Origin of the sequence: Hymenobacter lutimineralis (assembly GCF_008271285.1) — a bacterium.
Taxonomy (GTDB): Bacteria; Bacteroidota; Bacteroidia; order Cytophagales; family Hymenobacteraceae; genus Hymenobacter; species Hymenobacter lutimineralis.
Genome location: NZ_VTHL01000034.1, coordinates 1 through 22,657 on the forward strand (window position 1 = coordinate 1; position 22,657 = coordinate 22,657).

24 protein-coding genes are annotated in these 22,657 nt (G+C 61.3%); 1 reads left to right on the plus strand and 23 read right to left on the minus strand.

Going from position 1 to position 22,657, the window contains the following annotated elements:
• Positions 1-116 precede the first annotated feature (116 nt).
• The 8 genes from FY528_RS20245 to eat form a co-directional block, all read right to left on the minus strand.
• A complete protein-coding gene (locus FY528_RS20245; protein ID WP_149072837.1) occupies positions 117-422 on the minus strand; it encodes a hypothetical protein in 306 nt (101 codons plus the stop codon).
• A 19-nt stretch (positions 423-441) separates the two neighbouring features.
• On the minus strand, positions 442-801 hold the full coding sequence (locus tag FY528_RS20250) for a helix-turn-helix domain-containing protein (protein WP_149072838.1): 360 nt from the start codon (positions 799-801) through the stop codon (positions 442-444).
• Entirely contained in the window at positions 798-1,091 is a 294-nt protein-coding gene (locus FY528_RS20255; RefSeq protein WP_149072839.1) for a type II toxin-antitoxin system HigB family toxin, read from the minus strand. Before FY528_RS20255 ends, FY528_RS20250 begins: the two co-directional genes overlap by 4 nt.
• A 71-nt stretch (positions 1,092-1,162) precedes the next feature.
• On the minus strand, positions 1,163-1,933 hold the full coding sequence (gene eutC / locus FY528_RS20260; RefSeq protein WP_149072840.1) for an ethanolamine ammonia-lyase subunit EutC: 771 nt from the start codon (positions 1,931-1,933) through the stop codon (positions 1,163-1,165).
• Between the two features lie 281 nt (positions 1,934-2,214).
• Positions 2,215-2,679 carry a hypothetical protein gene (locus FY528_RS20265; RefSeq protein ID WP_149072841.1) on the minus strand — a complete coding sequence of 155 codons (465 nt, stop codon included), beginning with the start codon at positions 2,677-2,679 and terminating at the stop codon, positions 2,215-2,217.
• Positions 2,680-2,723: 44 nt separating this feature from the next.
• Positions 2,724-3,200, minus strand: a complete 477-nt coding sequence (locus tag FY528_RS20270; RefSeq protein ID WP_149072842.1) for a cupin domain-containing protein — start codon at positions 3,198-3,200, stop codon at positions 2,724-2,726.
• 34 nt (positions 3,201-3,234) lie between these two features.
• A complete protein-coding gene (locus tag FY528_RS20275) occupies positions 3,235-4,623 on the minus strand; it encodes an ethanolamine ammonia-lyase subunit EutB (protein ID WP_149072843.1) in 1,389 nt (462 codons plus the stop codon).
• Positions 4,624-4,899: 276 nt separating this feature from the next.
• Positions 4,900-6,246: an ethanolamine permease gene (gene eat / locus FY528_RS20280; protein ID WP_149072844.1), complete on the minus strand. Its 1,347-nt coding sequence runs from the start codon at positions 6,244-6,246 to the stop codon at positions 4,900-4,902.
• A gap of 378 nt (positions 6,247-6,624) precedes the next feature.
• On the opposite strand from eat, the gene mgrA reads away from it, so the two are divergent.
• A complete protein-coding gene (gene mgrA, locus FY528_RS20285) occupies positions 6,625-7,617 on the plus strand; it encodes an L-glyceraldehyde 3-phosphate reductase (protein WP_149072845.1) in 993 nt (330 codons plus the stop codon).
• Between the two features lie 97 nt (positions 7,618-7,714).
• Here mgrA and FY528_RS20290 read toward each other — a convergent pair whose 3' ends face one another.
• From FY528_RS20290 to FY528_RS20360, 15 genes are all read right to left on the minus strand, one after another.
• Positions 7,715-8,146 carry a DUF1810 domain-containing protein gene (locus FY528_RS20290; RefSeq protein ID WP_149072846.1) on the minus strand — a complete coding sequence of 144 codons (432 nt, stop codon included), beginning with the start codon at positions 8,144-8,146 and terminating at the stop codon, positions 7,715-7,717.
• A gap of 109 nt (positions 8,147-8,255) precedes the next feature.
• Positions 8,256-9,119 carry an aldo/keto reductase gene (locus FY528_RS20295; protein WP_149072847.1) on the minus strand — a complete coding sequence of 288 codons (864 nt, stop codon included), beginning with the start codon at positions 9,117-9,119 and terminating at the stop codon, positions 8,256-8,258.
• Between the two features lie 124 nt (positions 9,120-9,243).
• A complete protein-coding gene (locus tag FY528_RS20300) occupies positions 9,244-10,356 on the minus strand; it encodes a VWA domain-containing protein (protein WP_149072848.1) in 1,113 nt (370 codons plus the stop codon).
• A gap of 11 nt (positions 10,357-10,367) precedes the next feature.
• On the minus strand, positions 10,368-10,727 hold the full coding sequence (locus tag FY528_RS20305) for an Imm51 family immunity protein (RefSeq protein ID WP_187632223.1): 360 nt from the start codon (positions 10,725-10,727) through the stop codon (positions 10,368-10,370).
• Between the two features lie 137 nt (positions 10,728-10,864).
• Positions 10,865-13,162: a DUF5682 family protein gene (locus FY528_RS20310; RefSeq protein ID WP_149072850.1), complete on the minus strand. Its 2,298-nt coding sequence runs from the start codon at positions 13,160-13,162 to the stop codon at positions 10,865-10,867.
• Positions 13,163-13,187: 25 nt separating this feature from the next.
• Complete coding sequence (locus FY528_RS20315; protein ID WP_149072851.1) at positions 13,188-14,186, minus strand: hypothetical protein; 999 nt, start codon at positions 14,184-14,186, stop codon at positions 13,188-13,190.
• 129 nt (positions 14,187-14,315) lie between these two features.
• A complete protein-coding gene (locus FY528_RS20320; RefSeq protein WP_187632224.1) occupies positions 14,316-14,954 on the minus strand; it encodes an SMI1/KNR4 family protein in 639 nt (212 codons plus the stop codon).
• 56 nt (positions 14,955-15,010) lie between these two features.
• Entirely contained in the window at positions 15,011-15,595 is a 585-nt protein-coding gene (locus FY528_RS20325) for an SMI1/KNR4 family protein (RefSeq protein ID WP_149072853.1), read from the minus strand.
• 81 nt (positions 15,596-15,676) lie between these two features.
• Complete coding sequence (locus FY528_RS20330; RefSeq protein WP_149072854.1) at positions 15,677-16,753, minus strand: hypothetical protein; 1,077 nt, start codon at positions 16,751-16,753, stop codon at positions 15,677-15,679.
• Positions 16,754-16,819: 66 nt separating this feature from the next.
• A complete protein-coding gene (locus tag FY528_RS20335; RefSeq protein WP_149072855.1) occupies positions 16,820-17,920 on the minus strand; it encodes an ATP-binding protein in 1,101 nt (366 codons plus the stop codon).
• A 177-nt stretch (positions 17,921-18,097) separates the two neighbouring features.
• Positions 18,098-19,687 (minus strand): DUF5691 domain-containing protein, encoded by a 1,590-nt coding sequence (locus FY528_RS20340; protein WP_149072856.1) that lies wholly within the window; start codon positions 19,685-19,687, stop codon positions 18,098-18,100.
• Positions 19,680-21,083 (minus strand): SWIM zinc finger family protein, encoded by a 1,404-nt coding sequence (locus tag FY528_RS20345; protein WP_149072857.1) that lies wholly within the window; start codon positions 21,081-21,083, stop codon positions 19,680-19,682. Before FY528_RS20345 ends, FY528_RS20340 begins: the two co-directional genes overlap by 8 nt.
• 40 nt (positions 21,084-21,123) lie before the next feature.
• On the minus strand, positions 21,124-21,474 hold the full coding sequence (locus FY528_RS20350) for a hypothetical protein (RefSeq protein ID WP_149072858.1): 351 nt from the start codon (positions 21,472-21,474) through the stop codon (positions 21,124-21,126).
• Positions 21,475-21,596: 122 nt separating this feature from the next.
• Positions 21,597-22,178 carry a hypothetical protein gene (locus tag FY528_RS20355; protein WP_149072859.1) on the minus strand — a complete coding sequence of 194 codons (582 nt, stop codon included), beginning with the start codon at positions 22,176-22,178 and terminating at the stop codon, positions 21,597-21,599.
• 47 nt (positions 22,179-22,225) lie between these two features.
• A complete protein-coding gene (locus tag FY528_RS20360) occupies positions 22,226-22,567 on the minus strand; it encodes a hypothetical protein (protein ID WP_149072860.1) in 342 nt (113 codons plus the stop codon).
• Positions 22,568-22,657 lie beyond the last annotated feature (90 nt).

Sequence of the window (22,657 nt, forward strand, 5' to 3'; positions counted from 1 at the left end):
ACACGATCTGCGCCTCGGTAAACTTCGTCTTTTTCATGGCACGTGTCTCTTGGTTTTAAGGTACGACAAGTGCCTGATTCCTCTACTTTACAGCGGTCCAGTTTGCTGGGAGGAGGTCACTTGACTTGAGAAGGCTGATTGTTGGACTTGCGCAAGTAATGGATGAGATGATTTACTGACTTATATAGTTCATGGTCATTGTCTTGGAACTCACGCCATAAGATGGCGCTTACTTGATCTAAAGAATCCTCTATGTTCTCCTGTGTTAAGGGTTGTGTATCAACAGAGTCACTTATTGCTAGTAAGACTTGACTGCGTGTTTTACCCGCAGGATTGCCCCATTTTTTAGGTTGTGATATATACGTTACCGAACCGTCAGGATTTCGATAACCGACTTGCCGAGCTGGGGCTTTTTCTTCCATAAATTGTACGAAATTATGACTAAGCCGCCGCCAGCAACACCTCCGCCGAAATACCCAAATTATCGTGCAGCGCCTTCATCATTTTGGCGGTGAGCTTGCGTCTGCGGTTCAGGATTTCGCTCACGCGGCTTTCCCCGCCCAGCCACTCGGCCAGGTCGCGCTGGCGCAGGCCCCGTTCCTGCATTTTGTACTTGATGTACTCGATGGGGTCGGGCTCAGGAATGGGGTGGTGGACAGCGTCGTAGGCCTGTATCAGCGTGGTCAGCACATCCAACTCATCAAACTCTGCGGAGCCAGGCGCGGCCTCGAAGATACTCTCGATGCGGGCCATAGCCTGCTGGTAGTCGGCGGCGTTACGAATGGGTTTGATGGCGCTCATATAGTAGCAGCGTTGATGGTGTCGTATTGGGCATGGGTGCCGATGAACCGAATGAAAACAATGCCGGCGGCGTAGTTAATCGCAACAATTAGGCGAAAGTCATTGCCTTTGATGTTGAAGACTACGCGGTTGTTGCCTACGATGCTGGCGTTGCCATACTGCGCTTTCACGTCGTTCGGATTCTGCCAGGTAGCCTGCACGGTGTCTTTATACCACACCTGCAACGGCAGTGCCGCCGCCGGGTACTTCTCCCAGAATTGGCGCAGGGGGGCCTTCGTAATGATGCGCATGAAGTTTAAAGATACAATAACTTACCAAATATGTAAGAAGTTCGTGTTCTGCATGACGAGCCAATTTCAATTCACCCTTCCAGCAGCCCGGTTTCATCCTTGAGGGCCACGCCCGAGAGCTGGCGGCGCAACGACTCCTGGATCAGATAGAACAGCTTATCAGCGGCGGCCACATACGATAATCCCTCGGGGCGGATGTTGGACACGCAGTTGCGGGCTTCGTCGGTGCGGCCGGGGCGGGGGGCGTAGGTGAGGTAAGCTCCGAGGCTGTGCGGGGCGCTCAGGCCCGGCCGCTCGCCAATGAGCATCAGCGCCAGCCGCGCCCCCAGCACTTCCCCGATGTCGTCGCTGAGAGCTACGCGGGCCTGCTCGGCCAGCACCACGGGCGCGAGGCGGAAGCCGGCCTGCCGCAGCTTCGGCAGCAACTCGTGCAGCAGGGGCAGGGCATGCTCGTTTACGGCGGTGGCTGATAGACCATCGGCCAGGATAATCACTACGGCTGCTTCGGGGGCCGCAGCTTCCTGCATCTGTTGCCGGCACTCCTCGGCTAATTGGCGCCCGTAGTCGGGGCGGTGGAGGTACTGCTCGCGGGTTTCGGCGCGGCTGCGCACGGTGCACACCGGCAGCGCGAGAGTCTTCAGGCCGGCGGTGAGGTGGGGCAGGTCGAGGGTCGAGTACACGGCGTCGCGGGCGTGGGCGTGGGCCAGCCGGAACGCCAGTGACTCCCGCAGTGGTACGCTGGTGCCGGTGCGGCCCAGGGCAATGCGGGCGGCGGTGTAGGCCCGCAAGCCGGCCCAAGGGTCGTCGGGCGGTGGGGTGTGGGGATGAACAGGCGTTTGCATATATGGGCTGGCCTTTAAGGTACTTTTATGATATCATACAATAGATTTAATTGTTCTAAATCACATGGCGTAATTTGAATAGTATCATTCATTATGATGTCTTCTATACCTGTTAAAAAATTGCGTTTGGTATCTGAGTGATTAATCTAGTTAATTATTTTTAGTGAGATGAACTTGTCGCCGAAAGGATTAGATAGCTTGCGAGTATTAATTGGGTTGGAAATTTGAAAATATAAGTATTGAAAATGCAAAGTGCTTTCAATACTGTTGTTATCCTTCCATTATTCTAAAAGAGTGTCTATATCAAAACTACCGAGCCACAACATGATTAATATAGAGTCGATGCCTTCGTATTCAGTTGGCAATGGATAAATAGATAAACAATACTTGAAATATTCAAGAGAGAATCTGTTGAGGAAAGTAAGTTCAGCTGATGTCCATTCGCTTTTATCGAAAGGAGTGAGTCTTTTAAATGATAGCTCTGGTGAATGGGAAGGGAATTGAAAATGGCTTGCTAGCTCAATGTATCTTGGTAGAAAATGTTTTAATTCACTGATAGGAGTTTTGCCTGTGGATGCTTCATCATTGTATTTACCCAATAGGTCCTTTGGTATATCGTGAACAGGAAGACTTGCCAAAAGAGCTTCATTATTAATATTCATGCAGCATTCGGTGCAGATATCTAGAGGACGAGCGGCCTTGTACTTTGAGAAAATTCGATAAGCAGTTTTAATAATTTCTTTCATCGAACTCTATAGTATAGAAATGATACAATATGATTGAATAAATACTAAGTAAACTGCTCCACCAGCTCCGCCGCCTGCGGAAACTCCGCAACCAGTGCCGCTCGTTCGGCCAACTCAAAATCAGCGAAATCGAAGCCGGGAGCCACGGTGCAGCTGACCAGCGCGTAGCCCGCACTATGTTGCAGGTGGGCCGCAAACCACGTATTGGCCGGGATAACAGCCTGGGGTAATTCGCCATTGGCCAAGTCACTGCCGAGGACGAGGCGCGTTGGCTGGCCGTCTGTGAGCAGGATGATTTCCAGCGGCTGTCCCTGGTGGAAAAACCACAGTTCATCGGATTTGATGCGGTGGAAGTGCGACTTGTCCTCGTTTTCGAGCAGGTAGTAAATGGCCGTACTGAGGTGGCGGGTATGGCCTTCGGCCGTTGCCAGCGTTTGGGCAGCGCGGTAGGTTTCGCGGTAGTAGCCGCCCTCCGGGTGGGGCGTCAGGTGCAGGTGACGGATGATGTCCTGGGCAGTCATGCAGTTGGGTTGAAAAAAGAAGGCGTGCCGGGCGCTAAGTTCGAGGTTTCAGTCCGCCCGCACCCAGCAGCCTATGCCCCGCCGAAGCCGGCAGTAGCTGGCCTTGCTCTCCGAAGATACCCTGATGCTGGAGCCAGGCCTCAAATTCGGGGGCGGGCCGCAGGCCGAGCACCTGGCGCAGGTAGAGGGCATCGTGGAAAGAGGTGGACTGGTAGCCCAGCATGATGTCGTCGGCGCCGGGGATGCCCATGATGAAGGTGCAGCCGGCCACGCCCAGCAGCGTGAGCAGGGTGTCCATGTCGTCCTGGTCGGCCTCGGCGTGGTTGGTGTAGCACACGTCCACGCCCATGGGCAGGCCCAGCAGCTTACCGCAGAAATGGTCTTCCAGGGCCGCCCGGATGATCTGCTTGCCGTCGTAGAGATACTCAGGACCAATGAAGCCGACCACCGAATTCACCAGCAGCGGCCGGAACTGCCGGGCTACGGCGTAGGCGCGGGCCTCGCAGGTCTGCTGGTCGAGGCCATGGTGGGCATTGGCGCTCAGGGCGCTGCCCTGGCCGGTTTCGAAGTACATGACGTTCTGGCCGAGCGTACCCCGGTTCAGGCTCAGGGTAGCTTCATGGGCTTCCCGCAAAAGGCCTAAGCTCACCCCAAAGCTGGCGTTGGTGGCCTCGGTGCCCCCGATGGACTGAAACGTGAGGTCCACGGGTGCGCCCTGGCGGATCAGCTCCAGGGTGGTGGTGACGTGGCCGAGCACGCAGGTCTGAGTCGGAATCTGGAACTGCTCCCGCACGCCGTCGAGCAGCTCCAGCAGCTGGCGGATAGCGCGGGGACTGTCGGTGGCGGGGTTGATGCCCAGTACGGCGTCGCCGCTGCCGTAGAGCAGGCCATCCACGAGGCTGGCGGCAATGCCCCGGGCGTCGTCGGTGGGGTGGTTGGGCTGCAGGCGGGTGGCTAAGCGGCCGCGCAGCCCCAGCGTGTTGCGAAACCGGGTAATCACCTCACACTTGCGGGCTACGCCAATCAGTTCCTGGTTGCGCAGCAGCTTGCTTACGGCGGCCACCATTTCGGGCGTGAGGCCGGGAGCGAGGCCCTGCAACGCCGCTGTATCCGCCGCTTCCGACAGCAGCCAGTCGCGCAGCTGCCCCACGGTGAAGGCGCTAATGGGCGCGAAGGCGGCTGCGTCGTGGGTGTCCAGAATAAGGCGGGTGACGTCGTCCTGCTCGTAGGGGACCAGGGCCTCGGTAAGAAATCGGCGCAGCGGCACGTCGGCCAAGGCGTACTGGGCCGCCACGCGCTCCTCGTAGGTATTGGCCGCCACGCCGGCCAGCTGGTCGCCGGAGCGCAGGGGCGAGGCCCGCGCCAGCAGCGTCTTCAGATCCGGGAAAGTGTACGTGCGCTGGCGGATGGTATGGCGGTACATGGTGTTAGTAGTGAGTAATCGGTATTAAGTAATGAGACTCGTTCTGGCGGCTGTAGAGACGCGACACTTCGCGTCGCGTCGTTGGTGAGGTTGTTTTTATTGACCGTCATGCTGAGCTTATCGAAACAGCTCTACCGCTTCGTTTTATTACCAGTACGATCAGTACGACGTCAGCACGCAAGATTCCTCGGCAAGCTCGGAATGACGTTCTGAATTGATTGTGGCTTGCTAAGTACACGCAACCTCAGCAACGCCGAGACGCGACACTTCGCGTTTCTACAGCCGTTCGGCGTTCAGCAAAGCATCCTCTGGCACTGGCCGGCGGTGGTGGCCCAGTAGCACGTATACCGCCAGTGCCAGCCCCAAACCGGCGAAGAATACCACGCTCAGCCAAATATTATAATACACAATGGCCCCCAGGCTCAGCAGGGTGAGGGCCAATGCCAGCAGCGGAAACCACGGGTAGAACGGGGCCACGAAGGGCCGCTCCAGTTGTGGCTCGCGGCGGCGCAGGGCAAACAAGCTCAGCAGACTGATGGCGTACATCACCACCGCTCCCAGCACCGATAGTACAATCACCTGTGCCGTGGTGCCGGTGAGCAGCGCGCCCGCGCCCACTACGCCACCGGCTACCAACGCCCAGTGCGGCGTCTGGAAACGAGGATTCACCTGGGCCAGAAAGCCGGGCAGGTAGCCGCTGCGGGCCAGGGCAAACACCTGCCGCGAGTAGCCAATGATGGTGCCGTGAAACGAAGCTACCAGCCCAAACAGCCCGATGCTGGCAAACAGCTGCGTCAGGCGGCTGTGGCGGCCCAGCACCACGGCCAGGGCCTCGGGCAGGGGGTAATCGATGCGGCTGAGGGTGCGCCAGTCCGTAACGCCGCCGGTGAGCACCATCACGCCCAGGGCTAGGACCACCAGCGTGCCCAAGCCGTAGAGGTAGCCCTTGGGAATGGTCTTTTTCGGGTTTTCGACTTCCTCCGCCACCATGGCCACGCCCTCGATGGCCAGGTAAAACCAGATGGCAAACGGCAGAGCCGCAAACACGCCCGCCGCGCCCAGCGGCACCGGGTGGGCCAGAAAGTTGCGTACCTGAAAGCCCGGCGCCACCAGCCCCATGTACAGCACCAGCTCGGCCACAGCCAGCACTGTTACCAACAGCGAGAACCGCGCCGACTCCTTAATACCCAGAAGGTTGACGCCGATAAACACCACATAGCACACCAGGGCTGTGCCCAGCACCGGCACCTGGGGGTGCAAAAAGTGCCCGTAGCTGCCCAGCGCCAGCGCAATGGCCGGCGGGGCCAGCAGGAACTCTACCAGGGTGGCGTAGCCGGCTACCAGTCCGCCCAGCGGCCCAAAGGCGCGGTAGGAGTAGGCAAACGGCCCGCCCGCGTGGGGAATAGCCGTGGTCAGCTCGGTGAAGCTGAAAATAAACGTCACGTAGAGCACCGTCACCAGCAGGGTGGCCACCAGGAACCCCACCGGGCCGGCCACCGCCCAGCCGTAGTTCCAGCCGAAATACTCACCCGAAATCACCAGCCCCACGGCCAGGGCCCACAAGTGCAAAGGACGGAGCACTTTCTTCAGGGTCGGCGCGGCGGCAGTTGGAGGAAGTGTCATAAGCAGCAGGCAGGGTCCGCTGCCTAATGTAAGGTATAACCGCCGCAGTGCAAGCCCGTTACCAGATCATGACGAAGCCCCTATGCTGCGGTGTTCCCGATACGGCATTCGGGCGGGTCAGCCATGGGGCTCGGCTTGGTCAGGAAAAACCCGGACGTTGGCTCCTTGACGGGGGCGGGCCAGGCTGTGCAGCCAGGAGAGTAAACTATCGGTTGCTCATGGCTAACTGGGAAAAGAAATAGAGCTTTGCGAGTAAGCAAGCAGGCGGGGCGAGAGGCTGGATAACGGAGCCGGAAGGGCAAAAAACGGCCGCTGCGGCGCTGACTATTTCCGGGTTCCTGCGTACTTGCTTCCCCAAGCCAACCAACTCCACCTGCTATGCCCTATCAACCCAGCCCCGGCCGCTACGCCGCTATGCCCTACCGCCGCACTGGCCGCAGCGGCCTGAAACTGCCCGCCGTGTCGCTCGGCCTCTGGCACAACTTCGGCGACGTGGACGTGCTCCAGAACTTCCGCGCCATCCTGCACCGGGCCTTCGACAGCGGCGTCACGCACTTCGACCTGGCCAACAACTACGGCCCGCCGCCCGGCTCGGCCGAAACCAACTTTGGCCGCATCCTGAAAGAAGATTTCCGCGGCTACCGCGACGAGCTGATTATTTCCACCAAGGCCGGCTACCACATGTGGGAAGGCCCCTACGGCGAGTGGGGTTCCCGCAAATACCTCATTTCGAGCCTCGACCAGAGCCTCAAGCGGATGCGCCTTGACTACGTGGACATCTTCTACTCCCACCGGCCCGACCCCGATACGCCCCTGGAAGAAACCATGGGTGCCCTCGACCACGTGGTGCGCCAGGGCAAGGCCCTGTACGTGGGCATCAGCAACTACCAGCCCCAGGAGGCCGCCGAGGCCATCCGTATTCTGCGCGAGCTGGGCACGCCCTGCCTGATTCACCAGCCCAAGTACTCGATGTTTGAGCGGTGGGTGGAAGACGGCCTGCTGGATTTGCTGGGCGAGGAAGGCGTGGGCTGCATCCCGTTTTCGCCCCTGGCCCAGGGCCTGCTCACCAATAAATACCTGCACGGCATCCCCGAAGATTCGCGCGTGGCCAAGGGCGTGGGCTTCCTAACCGAAAACCAGCTGACGGAGGCGCGCCTCACCCAAATCCGCCAGCTCAACGACCTGGCCCAGGCGCGCGGCCAGAGCCTGGCCCAGATGGCCCTCAGCTGGATTCTGCGCGACGAGCGTATCACCTCCGTGCTCATCGGCGCCAGCAAGCCCGAGCAGCTCACCGACTCGCTGCGCTGCCTGGAAAATCTGCAGTTCAACGAGGGTGAGCTGGCGCAGATTGAGGCTGTGCTGAAGTCCTAAACCTGTCATTCCGAGCGAAGCGAGGAATCTGAGCTATCCACGAGAGGCTGGTCCAGATTCCTCGCTTCGCTCGGAATGACAAATTCATAGCGTCATTCTACAGATTCTGCCGCAGGATTTGCAGGGTCTTTTGGTCCTGCTCTCCTTCAAAAAGCTTGTCCAGCACCCGTTGAAAAACCGGATTAGCGCCTGCCAGCGCCCCAAACAGCGTCATGGAGGAACGCAGCTTCATATCATCCGGGCTGCCCATGATGCGGGTGGCGTCGTTGCTTTCCAGGGCCAGCAGTGCTTCGCTGATTTCCACCAGGCGCGGCCCTAGCACCGGGTGCTGCAAATACGCTTCGGCTTCCTGCCTGTTTTGGATGGCGTAGAAGCGGGCCGTTTCGCTGTAGCCCAGGCCTTGGATCTGCGGGAAAATGTACCACATCCAGTGGCTGCGCTTGCGCCCCGCCCGGATTTCGGCAAGGGCGGTGGCGTAGTCGCGCTGCTGGGCATCGAGGAAGCGTTGCAGGTTGGGTTGCTGAGGCATGATAGAGCCAAATAATTCGTGTAAACAAACCGTGAACGTCATTCCGAGCATGTGGCGCACCAAGCCACATGCTCGGAATGACGTTATGTGTTAACCGTCTTGGAGAAGTCTACTGGCCGCCCAGCTTATCCAGGGTCGCCATATCCTCGGCGGAAAGCTCAATGGACGCGGCCTGCACGTTTTCTTCCAGGTGCTTCACTTTGGAGGTGCCCGGAATGAGCAGGATGTTGGGGGAACGGTGCAGCAGCCAGGCCAGGGCAACCTGCTGGGTGCTGGCCTGGTGCCGCTGGCCGATTTCGGTGAGCTTGCTCAGGGCCTCCTGGTTGCCGCCGGCCAGCGGGTACCACGGAATGAAAGCCAGGCCATTTTGCTCGCAGTACGTCAGCTCGGCTTCCCACTTGCGGTTGTCCACGCTGTACATGTTCTGCACCGACACCACTTTCACGTACTCCTGCGCCTGCTGGATCTGCTCCACGGTCACTTCCGAGAGGCCGATGTGCTTGATCTTGCCATCCTGCTGCGCCTTCTGCAAAAATTCCAGGGTCTGCTCAAACGGCACGCTCGGGTCGATGCGGTGGAGCTGGTAGAGGTCAAGCTGGTCGAGCTTCAGGCGTCTCAGGCTGCCTTCGAGGGCCTCGCGCAAGTGGTTGGGGCTGGCATCAATGGGCCACTGGTTGGGCCCGGTGCGCAGCAGCCCGCCCTTGGTGCCGATGACGAGCCCGTCCGGGTAGGGGTGCAGGGCCTCGGCAATCAGCTCCTCCGACACGTGGGGGCCGTAGCTGTCGGCCGTGTCAATGAAGTTGATGCCCAGCTCCAGGGCGCGCCGCAGTACCCGGAGGGACTCGGCGTGGTCCCGGGGTGGGCCCCAGATACCGTCGCCGGTGATGCGCATGGCGCCGTAGCCCATGCGGTTAACGGTCAGGTCGCCGCCCAGGGTGAAGGTCTTGGCGGGTGAGGTGGTGGCGTTGGTCATCAGGAAAATGAGTTGGAGGTGAGCGGGGCCGTCCGCGTAGGGGCCGAAGCCAAACGCAGACTTTCCTGCCCGCTCATACGCATAAACGTCCCGCTCCGGCCACCGCACCCCGGGCCGCTACGCGTTACACCTGCAGCTTCTGCCCCTGAATGGCCGCCGCCATCAGCGCCGGAAACTGACCGGGCGTGCAGGCAAAGGAGGGAATGTCGAGGGCCGCAAACTGCTCGGCCACGCGCCGGTCGAAGGAAGGTGCTCCGTCGTCGGCTAGAGCCAACAGGGACACTACCGTGACGCCGGCGGCGCGCAGGGCGGCGGCTTTTTTAATCATTTCCCGCTCGTTGCCGCCCTCGTACAGGTCGCTGATAAGCACCAGAATGGTATCGGTGGGGCGAGTGATGAGCTGCTGGCAGTAGCCCAGGGCCAGGTTGATGTCGGTGCCGCCGCCCAGCTGCACGCCGAACAGCAAATCCACCGGGTCCTGCAAATCCTCGCTCAGGTTTACCACGCTGGTGTCAAACACCACCATGTGGGTTTTCACGGCCTTAATGGACGCCAGCACCGCCCCAAACACGCCCGCATACACCACCGACGAAGCCATGGAACCGCTCTGGTCCACGCACAGCACAATTTCCTTGAGGGCCTGTCCGCGCCGCCCAAAACCCACCAGCCGCTCCGGGATAATGGTGCGCTGCTCGGGCTGGTAGTGCTTGAGGTTGAAGCGGATGGTAGCCGCCCAGTCGATTTCGCGGTAGAGGGGCCTGGGGTTGCGCACGGCCCGGCTCAGGGCGCCCTGCACGGCCTGCCGTAGCGGGTTCGAGAGTTTCTGCTCCAGCTCCTTCACCACCTTGCCTACTACCTCGCGAGCCGTGTGCTTCACCTTCTGCGGCATCACCCGGCTCAGGGACATGAGCGTGCCTACCAGGTGCACATCGGCCTGCACGGTGCGCAGGATTTCGGGCTCCATCAGCAGCTGGTGCAGGCCCAGGCGGTCCATGGCGTCGCGCTGCATCACGGCCACCACCTCCGAAGGGAAGTAGGTGCGAATGTCGCCCAGCCAGCGGCTCACGCGGGGTGCGGAGCCGCCCAGTCCGGCCTTGCGCTCCGACTGGTCGTAGAGCGAGGTCAATACCTCGTCCATGCCTTTGTAGTCGGCATCAAAGGCAAGCTGGTTTTGCGCGTCGGCCTCGGAGCCCAGCACGAGCTTCCAGCGGGTGGCGTTGTCGGTAGCGGGTTTCATGGAGCAGGTAGTTACTCGAAAAAGTCGGCGGGGTCAGCTTGGCTGAGGTACTTATTGAGGCTGCCCAGGTCGCCGAAGATAGGCTGAATCAGGGCCAGGAACTGCTCGGTGGCGGCGGGCCCATCGGTGAAGGCCAGGAAGATTTCCCCCTCACCAGCCAGCTCTAAGTGCTCCAACAGGGCGGGCGCGTATTCCTCCAGAATGGTTTCGATGTGCTCGGCCCAGCTGGCGCCACTGCCGCTGAAACCGTACTTCTCAAACACGTTGTAGTAGTCCTCCATGTTGGAGAGGTTCACCAAAATGCGCTCCTGGCGGCCGGGCTCGGCCCGCTCTGCTAAGTCGGCAACCAGGAAAGGGTAGGTAGTAGGCATAGGCAGCAAGGTACGACGGCTGAAATTTGGAACGGTGTAGAAACCCAACATCTTGCGTCTTCGTCGTTGCTGATGTTAGTCACGTTCCATCATTCAACAACGAAGACGCAAGTACGCGTCTCTACCTTCTTTCGAGCTCAAAACCCCAGCAGCGCCCGCAGCCCCGGCAACACGCGCAAGCCACGTTCCAGGTCGAAATCTTCTTCCCCGGCTATGGCAACCGGCTGGTGGCCCTGGCGGGAAAGGTCTAGAAGCTGGCGACGCTCCGGCAAACTGAAGTCGGTGAAGGCGCGGCGCAGCAGGGGCACGATTTCGCGGAAGGTGTCTTCGGGCAGCTCCCCGAGCCAGTCGTTGAGCAGGTCGAAGAGGGGCCGGTGGTGGAGCAACAGCAGCCCGCTGCCGCTCAGGAAACCCTCAATCCAGGCGGTGGCGTAGTCGGTAGGCTGGGCCGGGGCCAGGGCCAGGCCGAGGGCCGTGGCCGCTGCTTCCGGCGCCAATTGGTGGGCGTCAAACAACAGTCGTCCCGCCGCCCCGGCCAGCAGCCCCGAGGAAGCCGGATTGCGCAGCACCACGGCCAGGGCATCGTACCAGTCATTTTCCTGGGCTTCGTCCTGCAAAAGCCGGATGGCCTGATGAGTGCCTTCGATGCGGGGCAGCAGCTGGCGGGCCGCGTCGTAGTCGAGGCCGGTGCAGGCCTGGGGCAGCCCAATGCACAGGCGCGGCACCAGATGATGGACTACCGTGGCTACCTGGGCGGTTTCGGTGCGGCGCACGTTGCCGTAGCGCAGCACGTTCACCAGGGGGGGCAGGGCGGCCAGCAGGTGCGTCACGTCGCGGGTGCCGGCCGACAGGGTTTCCAGCCGCGCCACCAGCGTCCCGATGGCCGGGCCGAGGTCGGCCTGCAGGGCTTCTTCCAGTAGCTTACTCACCGCTTCCAGGTCGGGGGCTTCGGCGGCGCGGGCAGCAGCTTTAGCGGCGGCCGCGGCCAATACGGTATTGCCCAGGCGGCCCGCATCCAGCACATTGAGGGCGTATTCGGGCTGCCACTGCAGCTCCCACAGCTCGTGGAAGGTGCCCGCCTTGCCCTGAGCGCGGCGCGGCTCGCCCCACCGGATACCCAGCAGGCGCAGACGGTGCAGCAGGTGGCTGCGGCTGAGGTCCAGCTCCTTGCGCAAGTCCAGGTCGAGGGTTTTGGCGGTGGCTTCGGGCTTGAGGCGGGTAACTTTCTGCTGCAGCTGCAGGTCCTGCTGCAGGGGCGTGGCGGGCTGCTCGGGCGGCACCGCGCCCAGCCGCTCCCCAACCACCAGCTCCCGCTGTACCAGGTCCAGGGCCTCGGCGTAGCCCCCGCCCAGAATGGCCACGGCGGCTTCCTGCAGCTCCTCAATGCCCGGCAGCTCCCGCCCGCGCACGACGGCCAGGGTTTCGGCCAGCCGTACGCCCTCAATGGCGTGGGCGGCGGAGGCATCCAGGTCGCGGGTGCGCAGCAGGCGGGCAGCGCCCACCATCCAGTGCGTCACCACCTCGGCCCGGGGCACCGTGAACAGCAGCTCGTACCAGGCCGGCGACAAAATGCCCGCCCCGTAGCCCGAGGCATAGGAAAGCCGCTCGAACGTCCACGGAATCCAGGTAGCGGCCGTGGGTACTTTCTTCAGGCCTTTGAGGCGGGCTTTGTCTTCTTTTTTGAGCAGCTCGGGCCGCAGGACCGGCGCGTGCCAGGCCCCGCACACCACCGCCACGCGCTGGTAGCCCTGCTGGAGGGTGGCGCGCAGGGTTTCGCGCATGAAGGCCTCGCGGAGCAGGGTTTCCTCGGTTTCGGGCTGAGCCAGCTCTTCCCGCAAGGCCGTCATCATGTCCAGCACCACCGCGAAGGTGTCGGCGTGGCCGGGAGCGTGCTCCAGGCGCAGCTCCCACCACCGCTCCCCGTCGGAGTAGCCGTCCAGCTCGGCCAGGTAGGAAATAGGGTCAGTTTTGGGGGAAGGCAGGAAATCATCGGGTGTGGCCGGTGCTGCCGCTACTTCGTTGTCGAACTCTGGCGTGGGTTCGTCAACTGGCTCAGCGGCTGCGGTTGGCTCAATATCCAGCTCCGCCTCTGATGTTTGCGCGGCTTGTTCCTGGGCAAAGCGCAAACTCGCCGGCAAATCGAAGCAGCGCAGGTGGGCGCCGTGCCGGTGGCACCAGTGAATGGCCTGCCACTCGGGCGAAAACTCGGCGAAGGGCAAAAATGAAGCCTGCTGGTGCTGCTTGGGGTTGTAGATGAGCAGGGCCACGGGCGGCACCATCTCGGCGTGGGTGGCCGCGGCCAGCGCCGCTTCGGCATCGGCGGGGCACTCCAGCAGCACCATGTCGGGCTGGTACGCGTCGAGGGCCTGGCGCAGGCTGGCGGCGCTGCCGGGGCCGTGGTGGCGAATACCGAAAAGGCGAAGGTCAGTGGGCATCAGGGAAGGAAAGCAGGCTTGGAAGTTAACAGTCGGAAACTACTACTCGGCTCACCGCTACGCCCACTTGCTGCTCCAGGGCAGCAGCCAGGTGCGTCAGCGCTGGGGAGGAGTAGGCGTCCTGCAGATGCAGGCTACCAATGGACAGGAGCATGGTCCCGTAGCCTTTTGCCGGACGCAGCGTAAGCAGCTCCACGGCCGGAAAATGAGGAGGCCTAAGCACAATGGTATCCTGGTAGTTGGAAACCGCCCAGGCCTCCTGACCGGGCACAGCCCAGAGGGCTACCTGCTGGCTTTGCAGGCGGTTTTGCACTAGCGCAGGTGTTTCGCAGAGCCGCTCCCGGTACAGGGCCCGTTGCGACTGTCGCCACTCAGTATCCTGCCGGGCCGCGTGAGGCTCAGCCGAGCCGTAGTCGGGCATGTAAAAACCGCCCTGGGGCTGTTGCAGCTCGAACAGAAACAGCTTTTCTATGCCTTTGGCGTAGGCATTCAGGGCCGCCGCCTGGGCCTGGGCGGCTTCGTAAAACGGCCGGGCAGCGGTTAGCTCGTCCTGCCAATCCAGAAACAGTCCGGCAGCGGCCAGCCCCGATTCCGTCCGCCTGATGCCCCCGAATACCGACAAGGACACGCGCAGCGTGGGCCACTGCCATGTTACCGAGTGCACTACGTTGCTGGAAACAGGGTTCTGATCGGGAAGCGGCGTATTCTTCGTTGGTGGGCCCAAAAGCTGCGTCAGAGGCTGCACCCAATAGGCTGCGTCTACTGGGTACTTGCCGTGGTAGCCGGGCGGTGGGGCCAACTCGTAGCTCACCTGCATGACGGGCTTGTGGCGGGCCGGGGCGCGTAGGTTGCACTCCACCGCTGCCAGGTCCAGCACCGAGCGGCACGCTCCGCGCAGGTTGGGCCAGCCGCCGTACGTCGGCAGCCACTGCCGGGAAGCCAGCAACTGTTCCACCTCCGCCAGGCTCAGGCCCCAGGAAATCAGCTGCTCGTCAATAGGGTAATGCTGCAGGTCGAAAGGCACGGGTGGCAAAGGTGAGGTGGGTGGCCCAGAGGCGGAAGTCGAGGGGCATGAGCAAAGAAGCGGGCTATGTTTGTAGTTTATTTCCTGATTTCTGAAAATAACCTACAAGCTGGGCCGATGAAAAGAGGGCTAGGGCCGGGGCACTGACTGCCAGCGGTGAGCATTGTACCAGTTCACCAGGTCAATAGTGGGGTCCGGGGCCAGAAACTCGTTGTCGTCTTCCTGCAGCGCATCGGGGTTGAGGGAATACAGATCCTGTTGCAGGTCGCGGGCGAAATCAGACAGGAAACTGGTTACTGAACTGGCTACCAGAAAGGCAGTTTCCTCTACTTCATCCAGGAAAATTACCTGCCCGTAGGTGCCGGCGGGGGTGGGGTCAAGGTCCACGTGCAGCCACGCGTGCGAGCCATCGAAGCCCAGGCTCACCCAGTAGGGGTTCAGCACATTGTCGGCACGCACCTCGGCAGCGGTGCGCGCCAGGGGAAAGGCCTCGGCATCCTGCTTCCGGGAATGAACGTTGGCCGTTACTTCTTCCAGGGGCAAAAAGCTCAGGCCATACGCGAAGTTGCCGAAGTTCTCGGCCTCCTCATCCAGGCCATTATGCCAGCGGTACAAGGTCTTGTAGTCGTCGGGCAGCGGGCGGCCAACGGCTTTTTCCAGCGCCGCCAGGACTTCCTCGGAAGCGCCGGGGTTAAGCGACTCGTGCAGGATGCGCGGCGCGTTGGCCGCCAGCCAGGTTTCAATTAAGTGAAGGGCAGAATCGGGCATAGAGTAGTACATGGATTGAGAAGGTAATACGCAGCTTTTCGGAGTCATACATTCAGCTATCTTGCGCGAAACTCAAGCGGAAACCCGGCTGGTGACCCCAACTCTAGGTCAAGGATTTGCTCATCGGTCAGTTCTGGTTCGCCCGTTTCGGCCAGAACTGCTTCGTAGGCCTGCACCACGGCAGCCAGCCAGACGGTTAAGTCTGGGAACACCACGTCGCGCGGCTCCCAATCGTGCCAATGCTCGATGAGCTGCCCCGGCTGGCCGGTGAACGTGCCCTCCAGATCGAGGCAGACATGGTCGCCGCTGCCGTTGGTCAAGAACGGCACCCAGTTGGGTTGCCACCAGTTGAGCACAAAGTCGCCGGCTTCGAGTAGCTCCCGGTTGATGCGCATGCTTTCTGCCACACTGCTCAGGCTGGGGCACTCGTAGTTGGCCACCAGGCTTTCAAAGCACTCATCGTTCTGGCCGTTGTGCCAGCTAAACCACGCCCACAGTTCCGCTGGCAGCGTTAAGCCAACTTCCGCCTCAAACGCCGCTAGTTCAGCTGCTGTAGCGGGTGGGTTGAGCTCCGCGTAATACTCCGGGCGGTGCCGTTGGAGGAGGGCATCTAGCCGGGCAAGGAGTTTAGCGAAGGTCATGGAAGGGTTAGAGACGGACTGGCGGCGCTGCTGGGCCCGTGGTGAATGATGCCGAAAAGGCGGAGGTCGTAATCTATGGGCTTAGAGTAATTTGAATGCTTGCCCATCCCAGATGCCCACTCCGTCGTTTTGAGTTAGTAGCACCAATTTTCCGTTGCCCAAGGAAAGCAACTTCAATACATTCATCGGTGAGCCCACTGCATCAGGCTGGCCATTGCGCCAATGCAGCTTAGGATGAAATACCTTTTTCCATGATGTAAATCGGGAAAGGTTGGTGCCGTACGAACCTTTATAAACCCCTAGGTTGGAATACACATAGATGGTATTGGTACCGGCATCATACGCCGCCGGCCCGACATACGGCGCATTACTTCTGAAAGAGGGTTGGCTGGTTGCGCTTGTATCCCGATCATTCCAGGAACTATAAAGCAACTGGGCACTTTGGTTTCTGAACTCAGCCACAGCACCGGAATTCGACATATGCTGCAAACCAGAAGAAGTGCCTATACTAAAGGGTAGCTGAAAAAAGGATTTGATAGGATGCAGGGTAATGTTGAATGAATTGAATTTTAGATCGGTGAATTTCTGATGCTGCGTGTCATAAGCAAAAATATTCCCGCCCCATTCACCATACCCAAATCCCAGCCAGATATTGTCGTCTTTATCTAGAAAGCAGGCGGATGGTTTGCCTAATTCCTTTAGCTCCCTGAGTTGGTTATTAGGGGATGAATCGGGTAAATGGGTCTGGCCCATGACAACATCCAGAACGCCCTTGTTAGTGATGGCGAAAATATGGTTCCGGCTAGTGACTGCCAGTGCATACGCATTGACAGCCAACTTTCCAACGACGCGCCAAGTGGAATCTTTGCTGCTCCATAACTGCAGTTGCTGACCTGTCTGAGCTACTATATCATCTCCTGCTTGAGCAATAAGCTGTGCCTGGATGCCACGAAGCGAAGCCATCTGCACTTTTGCTCCATCAGTAGTATAAACCGTTATCTGCCCGCCATTATTAAGCACCCAGATGCGGTTCTTCACTACCACTATATCGGCAGCGCTACCCAAAAGAGACTGTCGCCACTCAGTAAAAGCGTTGGACCTTAGCGGCAGTATAACGGCAAAAAGAAGTAATAGCTGTTTGAGGATTTTGGCATTCATAGGCTCTTGATGGATTGATAGTACAGCTCTGCTTGCCAGATGCAGGACTGGCTAGTATTCTACGCGCTACTCCACCACCTCCCGGCAGGCGCGGTACAGGTCTTTCCAGCCTTCCCGCTCTTTCACCACGGTTTCGAGGTATTCGAGCCAAACGGTACGGTCCTGCACGGGGTCTTTCACTACAGCGCCGGTGAGGCCGGCGGCCAGGTCGTGGGCGCGCAGGCTGCCGTCGCCGAAGTAGGCGGCCAGGGCCAGGCCACTGTTCATCACCGAAATGGCCTCGCCGGTGCTAAGCGTGCCGCTGGGGCTCTTGAGCTTGGTTTTGCCATTATCCGTCACGCCGGAGCGCAGCTCCCGGAAGATGGTTACGAGGCGACTGATTTGCTCCAGGGCCGGGGCCTCTACGGGCAGCTGCAGGGCCTTGCCCTGTTTTTCCACCCGCGTCTGCACAATGCGCACTTCTTCCGCCTGGGAGTTGGGCAGCGGCAGCACCACCGTGTTGAAGCGGCGGCGCAGGGCGCTACTCAGCTCGTTCACGCCCTTGTCCCGGTCGTTGGCCGTAGCAATGACGTTGAAGCCGCTGGTCGCCTGCACTTCCGTAGATAGCTCGGGTATGGGCAGCACCTTTTCCGAGAGCATAGTGATGAGCGTGTCCTGCACGTCGGAGGGAATGCGGGTAAGTTCTTCCAGGCGCACCAGGCGCCCTTCCTGCATGCCTTTGAACAGGGGAGAGGGCACCAGCGCACCCAGGGAAGGTCCTTCGGCAATGAGACGGGCGTAGTTCCAGGAGTAGCGGATGGCATCTTCCGAAGTGCCCGCCGTACCCTGCACCAGCAAGTCGGACCGGCCGCTGATAGCCGCCGTTAGGTGCTCCGAAACCCAGCTTTTGGCCGTGCCCGGCACGCCCAGCAGCAGCAGGGCGCGGTCGGTGGCCAGGGTAGCCACGGCAATTTCCATCAGCCGCCGCTGCCCGATGTATTTGGGCTCAATTTCGAAGCCATTGTCCAGCTTGCCGCCCAGCAGGTAGATGACGGTAGCCCAGGGCGAGAGGTGCCAGTTCGGGGGCTTGGGCCGGTCGTGGTCGGCGGCGCGCAGGGCGGCCAGTTCTTCGGCGTACACGTCCTCGGCGTGCGGGCGCAGGACGTTGGAAGGAGCGGTAGTGGACATAAAGGAAGGTAGAGTTAGATGCCAAGAGTGGGTTTCTTCAGATGAGGAAAAAAGAGGAAGATGCGGGTGAATCAAATCATTGACCGTCCTGCTTCGACCTTGCTCTTTTTCGATTAGCTAGGTGTTTGTCGGCTGATTGGTCAAGCACCGCCAACCTTTCCTCATCTGTATTGCTTGCTAGCCGGGCGCGGTCGGCTCATGAAGGGCTTCGGCGAGTTGCTGGCGGAAGTGCAGGGTGTTGAGCAGGCGGGCGAGGCTGTTGTGGAGGTAAGGCACGTCCTGGAGCAGGGGCTGCAGGGGCTCGGCGCAGAGGTTGTACTGTTCGGCAGGCACTACGCGGGCCATGTACTCCAACAGTTGAGAGGCTGCGTATTGGATGCGGTACAGTTCGGCGGGCTTGCTGAAGGCTGTGCGCAGCACTTCCACCACCCGGCGCGTGAGGCGTTCGGGCCAGGGCGCCGGCACCAGCAGCAGCAGCGGCAGCCAGCGTACCTCAGAGTGGAAATGCGGGGTGGCGCTGATGAGCGGAAGTACCAGCTCGGTGAGCCGGGCCGGGGGCAGGAGCCGGGCCAGACTGGCCGTGGGCAGAACGAGAAGCTGCTTACGCGTCCGCTCGTAAAACCATTCCAGCAGTGCTTCAGCCCAGGCCGGGTCCTGGTGCAACACGGCCGCTTCGGCCCAAGCCGTGAGCAGGAGCGCGGCCCACTCCGTACCAGCGGCGAGGTCCAGGCTTTTGCTAGGAGAGAGGTTCCAGTGTTCAGACCAGCGGCGGGGTGGAATCAGGGCTAAGAGCTGGCCGAGCAGGGCCGCTTTTTCGCCCGGAAAGCGGCTGTCCTTCTGCTCAATTCCGTCGAGTAGCCAGGTTTTATCCCAGTCGGTAGCGGGCAGCTCCACCAGTAGTTTTTTGCTTAGCAGGTTTCGTTTTAGCTGTACCAGCGGCTCGGCACGCTGCCAGTGCCCCTCCGTCAGCGTACTGTCGGGCAGGCGCACGAGCAAGGGCAATACGGTTTGGCGTACTTCCTTGCTTTTGGCCGCCAGGTACTGCGTGAGTAGCGGCTCATCATCAATGGAAAGCCCTTCCTGCAGCATGGCCAGCAGCTGAGCCTGATGCTTGGCCGGTTCCTGGGGCAGCACCGGTGCTAGCAGCTCGCGGGCGTGGGCCGGCTCCCGGCGACGGAGGGCCTCCAGGAAAAGGGCGCGCTGGCCGATGGTGCCGGTTTCCCAAGCGGTTTCCTCGGTAGCCTGCTCCGAAGCGGCCAGCAGCGCCTGCCAGGCCGGGTTTTGAGAAGCCAGCCAGGCCCCGCGCTGGCCCAGCACGGCGGCCGCCGCGCGGTGAAGCTGGGAGCGGGTGCGGGCGTGTTCGAGTAGCTGCACCAGCAGCTGGTGCGGCACCCGCCGCTGGTTTTCGGCCAGCGCCGCCAGAAACTCCGGCAGCAGCTCGGGGTACTGGCCTTCCAGGAGCTGCTGAAGCAACTGCGTACCGTTGGTGCCAAGGGCATCCTGGGTTTCGGGGGCGGCTACTGCTTCGGCTGGTTTCTGGCTAGTGGCAGGTTGGTATCCGGCTTTGCGGATAACGCTCAGCACACCGGCCGTGAGCAGGGCTTGCTTCTCACGGTAGTCGGACGTGGCTTCGGGCAGGGTGAAGCCGGGCACCTGAGGCAGCTCACCGGGGCTCTGACGGGTGCCAAGCAGGCCCAGGCGCTGCAGCCGCTGCCAGTCGGCGCCGGGGCGCAGGGTGGTTTCGGGGTTGGTGGCGTGTTCAGGCATCGACCAGGCTTTTTGCAGGTTCAACCACCGTATTCCAGCCCACTAAAGGGCGCAGAACTTGCCCGGTCCATTCCCCGAACACCGTGAGCGGCTGGCCGCCGCTGATGGCGCGCAGCTCCCAGCCCGAGAGGTCGTCGCAGAGCAGGGGCAGGTCGGTGAAGTGCTGTTCCGGGGAAGTCGAATCCACTGGGTTTTCGACGTTGGTTGGAGCTGACGAAAACCGCAGCACCCAGCCATCGACCACGGGGGTGGGGACGCCGCCCTTGAGCAAGGCGGGCCACTCGCGCAGCCAAGGCAGTCGACTCAGGGCGTCGGCGTAATCATTCAGCAGCTGATGGGGGCCGATGCCGCCGGCGGGGAGAGGGTTGCCGGGCTGAATTCCCAGGAAGGTGAGCGGTCCGGGAATGGCGCGCAGCGGCAGCAGGCCGGGGTAGAATGTCAGCTCCCCCGCGTAAGAACCATCGGGCAGCAGGGGCGTGGCAAATGCCTGGCCGCCGAAGGAAAACTCTACCACCAGTGCAAACCGCTCGGTTTGCTGGCCCCGCAGCCAGGAGCGGCGCACCGTCAGGCGCTCTTCTTCGGTGGTGGTCTGGGCCAGTACGCGCCACTCGTCGGCCACGGGGGGCTGGGTGGCCTGCACGTCTTCCTTTTTCAGGTTCACGCCTACCTGTTGCAGCACTTCCTGGCGGGCCTCTTCGGATAGCTCGGGCAGGCGCAGGAAGGCTCGCACCAGCAGGTACAGCTCGCCCAGGCGGGCCAGCAGGCGGGCGGGCCAGTCGGGGCCCTGGTGGCGCAGGGTGGGTAGCTCGCGCACTACCGTGGCCAGGCCGGGCAGCTGATTGTCTACGAGGCGGGCAGCCTGGTTTTCCCAGAAGGTGCGCGGCTGCTGGTCGGTGGCGGCCAGCCCGGCCCGCATGATATCCACCAACCAGGTTTCCAGCTCCTGGGCTCCCCGCTGCATGCGCGTCTGACGCTGGGCTTCCCGCTTCTGGCGGGCGGCTTCAGCGGCTCCCGAATCGGTGGCTGGCGCGGCGGTTGGTTCAGCTTTAGCTACTTGCTTTTCCTGCGTCTGCTGGCGCTTATCCAGCCACTCCTGCAGCCAAGTGGGCGGCGTGGTGCCGCTCAGCAGCTGGGGCTGGCGGGCCAGCAGCAACAGCAGCCCGGCGCCGTGCTTGCAGGGAAACACCCGGCTGGGGCAGCTGCACTTGAAGGCCGGGGCCGTGAGGTCGATGCCGGTTTGGTAGGGCTTGCTGCCGCTGCCTTTGCACTCGCCCCAGGCGGCGGTGTCGGTCTGGCCCAGGTTGCCCCACTTGGCGGGAGCGGCCAGCTCCTGGCCCCGTTTCAGGGTACCGGAGTCGGTGATGAGGGCGCGGGCCTGTTCTTCGGTCCAGGTCAAAACGATGTCGCGGTTTGGTGTGCCGGGGCAAAGTAGGCGTTCAGACGGGAAATACCGCGCCGCAATTTGGGCATTTGTGCAGCTGGGTACCCGCGTAGTACAGCCGCTGCCACCATTTCGGCTTAGTGAGCGGCGTTGCGCCCTCAGCTCGGCAGCGGGAGCAACGCAAGGCTTGCGGCGTGGCCCGCTGCTGCTCAAATGCTTCCACCGTTTCCCGGGCCAGCGGCACGTCGGCTTCTTCGATCAGCAGCTGGTAGTACATTCCGTCACCGAAGGGAAATGACGGCGGCCCGCAGGTTTTCACCAGCGCGTCTACGTCGGCCTCTTTGAGTTGCTGGTACAGCACTACCGCCTCGGCGTAGCTGAGAAACTGGGCGGCGGGAATGAGCATGAGGCGAGAACAGAGTAGAGACGCGACACTTCGCGTCTCGGCGTTGAACGACAACGTCAGAATAGCAACATCCGCAACGCCGAGACGCGAAGTGTCGCGTCTCTACAAAGACGTGCTAGGGGTTACTTCCGCCGGCGGGCCGGGGCGGCACTCAGGCGGCCGCGCAGCTTCAGCACGTAGAACAACAGCCCCACCGACAACACGGCCAGGGCGGCGGCCAGCAGCTCACGCGAGGTGCGCGCATCGGTGGCTTCTTCGGCAGTGGCTTGCAGCTCCTGGAGCTTCTTGGTGCGCTGCCGGTCCCGCTCCTGCAGGTTGGCAATCTGGTTTTCCAGGTCGTGAAACCGCTCCCGGGTGCTGGTCTGGTCGGTTTGGGCCACGGTAATCTGCTGCTTGGTCTGCTGGTTTTCGGCTACCACGGCGGCGGTTTTGCGCAGGGTGGCGGCCTGCACGGCCCGCACAATTTCGGTGTCCTTGCGGATGATGCCTTTCAGGGCGTCCACTACTTCCTGCAGATCTTTCTTGCTGGGCTTGTTGGCCAGAAAAGCGTTGCGCTGGGCATTGGCTTCTTCGTACTGGCGCACCAGCGTTTCCCGCTCCCTGATCAGGCTGGGCAACGGGTCGTCGGGGGCGGCGCTGGGCGTTTGGGCGAAGGCTGCGGCGCTGGCAAGGACAAGCAGAACGGGCAAAAGGCGTTTGATCATAGGGTAAAGATGGCGGCTTGGCGCAGTTGATAGGCTACCTCATGCCCTTACGGCCGGTATTTCCACCGCGTTACCTGGTGATTTTGTACGACAGTGATGTAAGACGAATGAGCGGCTTTCCGCAGCCGGGCCCCGGGGCGCAGGTAATAGCCCAGCGTGTTATAGTAGGTGTAGCCGGATGCGTCGCCCGTGGAGCGGATAAACGCGAGGCTGTCGGTCGTAATTTGCTGCCGGGTAGCCGCGTCGCCGGGCTCAAATGACCAGAAGTCGTACCACGCCGATTCGTCGTGGTTGAGGTACCAGTTGAAATGCTGGCGGTTCACTTCGCGCTTGGTTACGACGCCTTCTAGCGCCATTTCCTGGTTTACCTTCACCAGATCAAGCCCCAAAAAGTTGTAAAAGAACCACCCAATGAAACCAACGCCTAGGGCAAGCCGGAGCATTCTTCCGGCGGACCGCAGGAGCTGGCGACGCGCTAC

Bases quoted from the DNA above. Each gene is read 5' to 3' on its own strand.
- FY528_RS20255 (WP_149072839.1), bottom strand. From the start codon at position 1,091: ATGCGCATCATTACGAAGGCCCCCCTGCGCCAATTCTGGGAGAAGTAC.
- FY528_RS20265 (WP_149072841.1), bottom strand. From the start codon at position 2,679: ATGAAAGAAATTATTAAAACTGCTTATCGAATTTTCTCAAAGTACAAG.
- FY528_RS20325 (WP_149072853.1), bottom strand. From the start codon at position 15,595: ATGACCTTCGCTAAACTCCTTGCCCGGCTAGATGCCCTCCTCCAACGG.
- eutC (WP_149072840.1), bottom strand. From the start codon at position 1,933: ATGCAAACGCCTGTTCATCCCCACACCCCACCGCCCGACGACCCTTGG.
- FY528_RS20270 (WP_149072842.1), bottom strand. From the start codon at position 3,200: ATGACTGCCCAGGACATCATCCGTCACCTGCACCTGACGCCCCACCCG.
- FY528_RS20320 (WP_187632224.1), bottom strand. From the start codon at position 14,954: ATGCCCGATTCTGCCCTTCACTTAATTGAAACCTGGCTGGCGGCCAAC.
- FY528_RS20355 (WP_149072859.1), bottom strand. From the start codon at position 22,178: ATGATCAAACGCCTTTTGCCCGTTCTGCTTGTCCTTGCCAGCGCCGCA.
- FY528_RS20275 (WP_149072843.1), bottom strand. From the start codon at position 4,623: ATGTACCGCCATACCATCCGCCAGCGCACGTACACTTTCCCGGATCTG.
- FY528_RS20350 (WP_149072858.1), bottom strand. From the start codon at position 21,474: ATGCTCATTCCCGCCGCCCAGTTTCTCAGCTACGCCGAGGCGGTAGTG.
- FY528_RS20335 (WP_149072855.1), bottom strand. From the start codon at position 17,920: ATGTCCACTACCGCTCCTTCCAACGTCCTGCGCCCGCACGCCGAGGAC.
- FY528_RS20330 (WP_149072854.1), bottom strand. From the start codon at position 16,753: ATGAATGCCAAAATCCTCAAACAGCTATTACTTCTTTTTGCCGTTATA.
- FY528_RS20250 (WP_149072838.1), bottom strand. From the start codon at position 801: ATGAGCGCCATCAAACCCATTCGTAACGCCGCCGACTACCAGCAGGCT.
- eat (WP_149072844.1), bottom strand. From the start codon at position 6,246: ATGACACTTCCTCCAACTGCCGCCGCGCCGACCCTGAAGAAAGTGCTC.
- FY528_RS20295 (WP_149072847.1), bottom strand. From the start codon at position 9,119: ATGACCAACGCCACCACCTCACCCGCCAAGACCTTCACCCTGGGCGGC.
- mgrA (WP_149072845.1), top strand. From the start codon at position 6,625: ATGCCCTATCAACCCAGCCCCGGCCGCTACGCCGCTATGCCCTACCGC.
- FY528_RS20310 (WP_149072850.1), bottom strand. From the start codon at position 13,162: ATGCCCACTGACCTTCGCCTTTTCGGTATTCGCCACCACGGCCCCGGC.
- FY528_RS20340 (WP_149072856.1), bottom strand. From the start codon at position 19,687: ATGCCTGAACACGCCACCAACCCCGAAACCACCCTGCGCCCCGGCGCC.
- FY528_RS20300 (WP_149072848.1), bottom strand. From the start codon at position 10,356: ATGAAACCCGCTACCGACAACGCCACCCGCTGGAAGCTCGTGCTGGGC.
- FY528_RS20290 (WP_149072846.1), bottom strand. From the start codon at position 8,146: ATGCCTCAGCAACCCAACCTGCAACGCTTCCTCGATGCCCAGCAGCGC.
- FY528_RS20245 (WP_149072837.1), bottom strand. From the start codon at position 422: ATGGAAGAAAAAGCCCCAGCTCGGCAAGTCGGTTATCGAAATCCTGAC.
- FY528_RS20305 (WP_187632223.1), bottom strand. From the start codon at position 10,727: ATGCCTACTACCTACCCTTTCCTGGTTGCCGACTTAGCAGAGCGGGCC.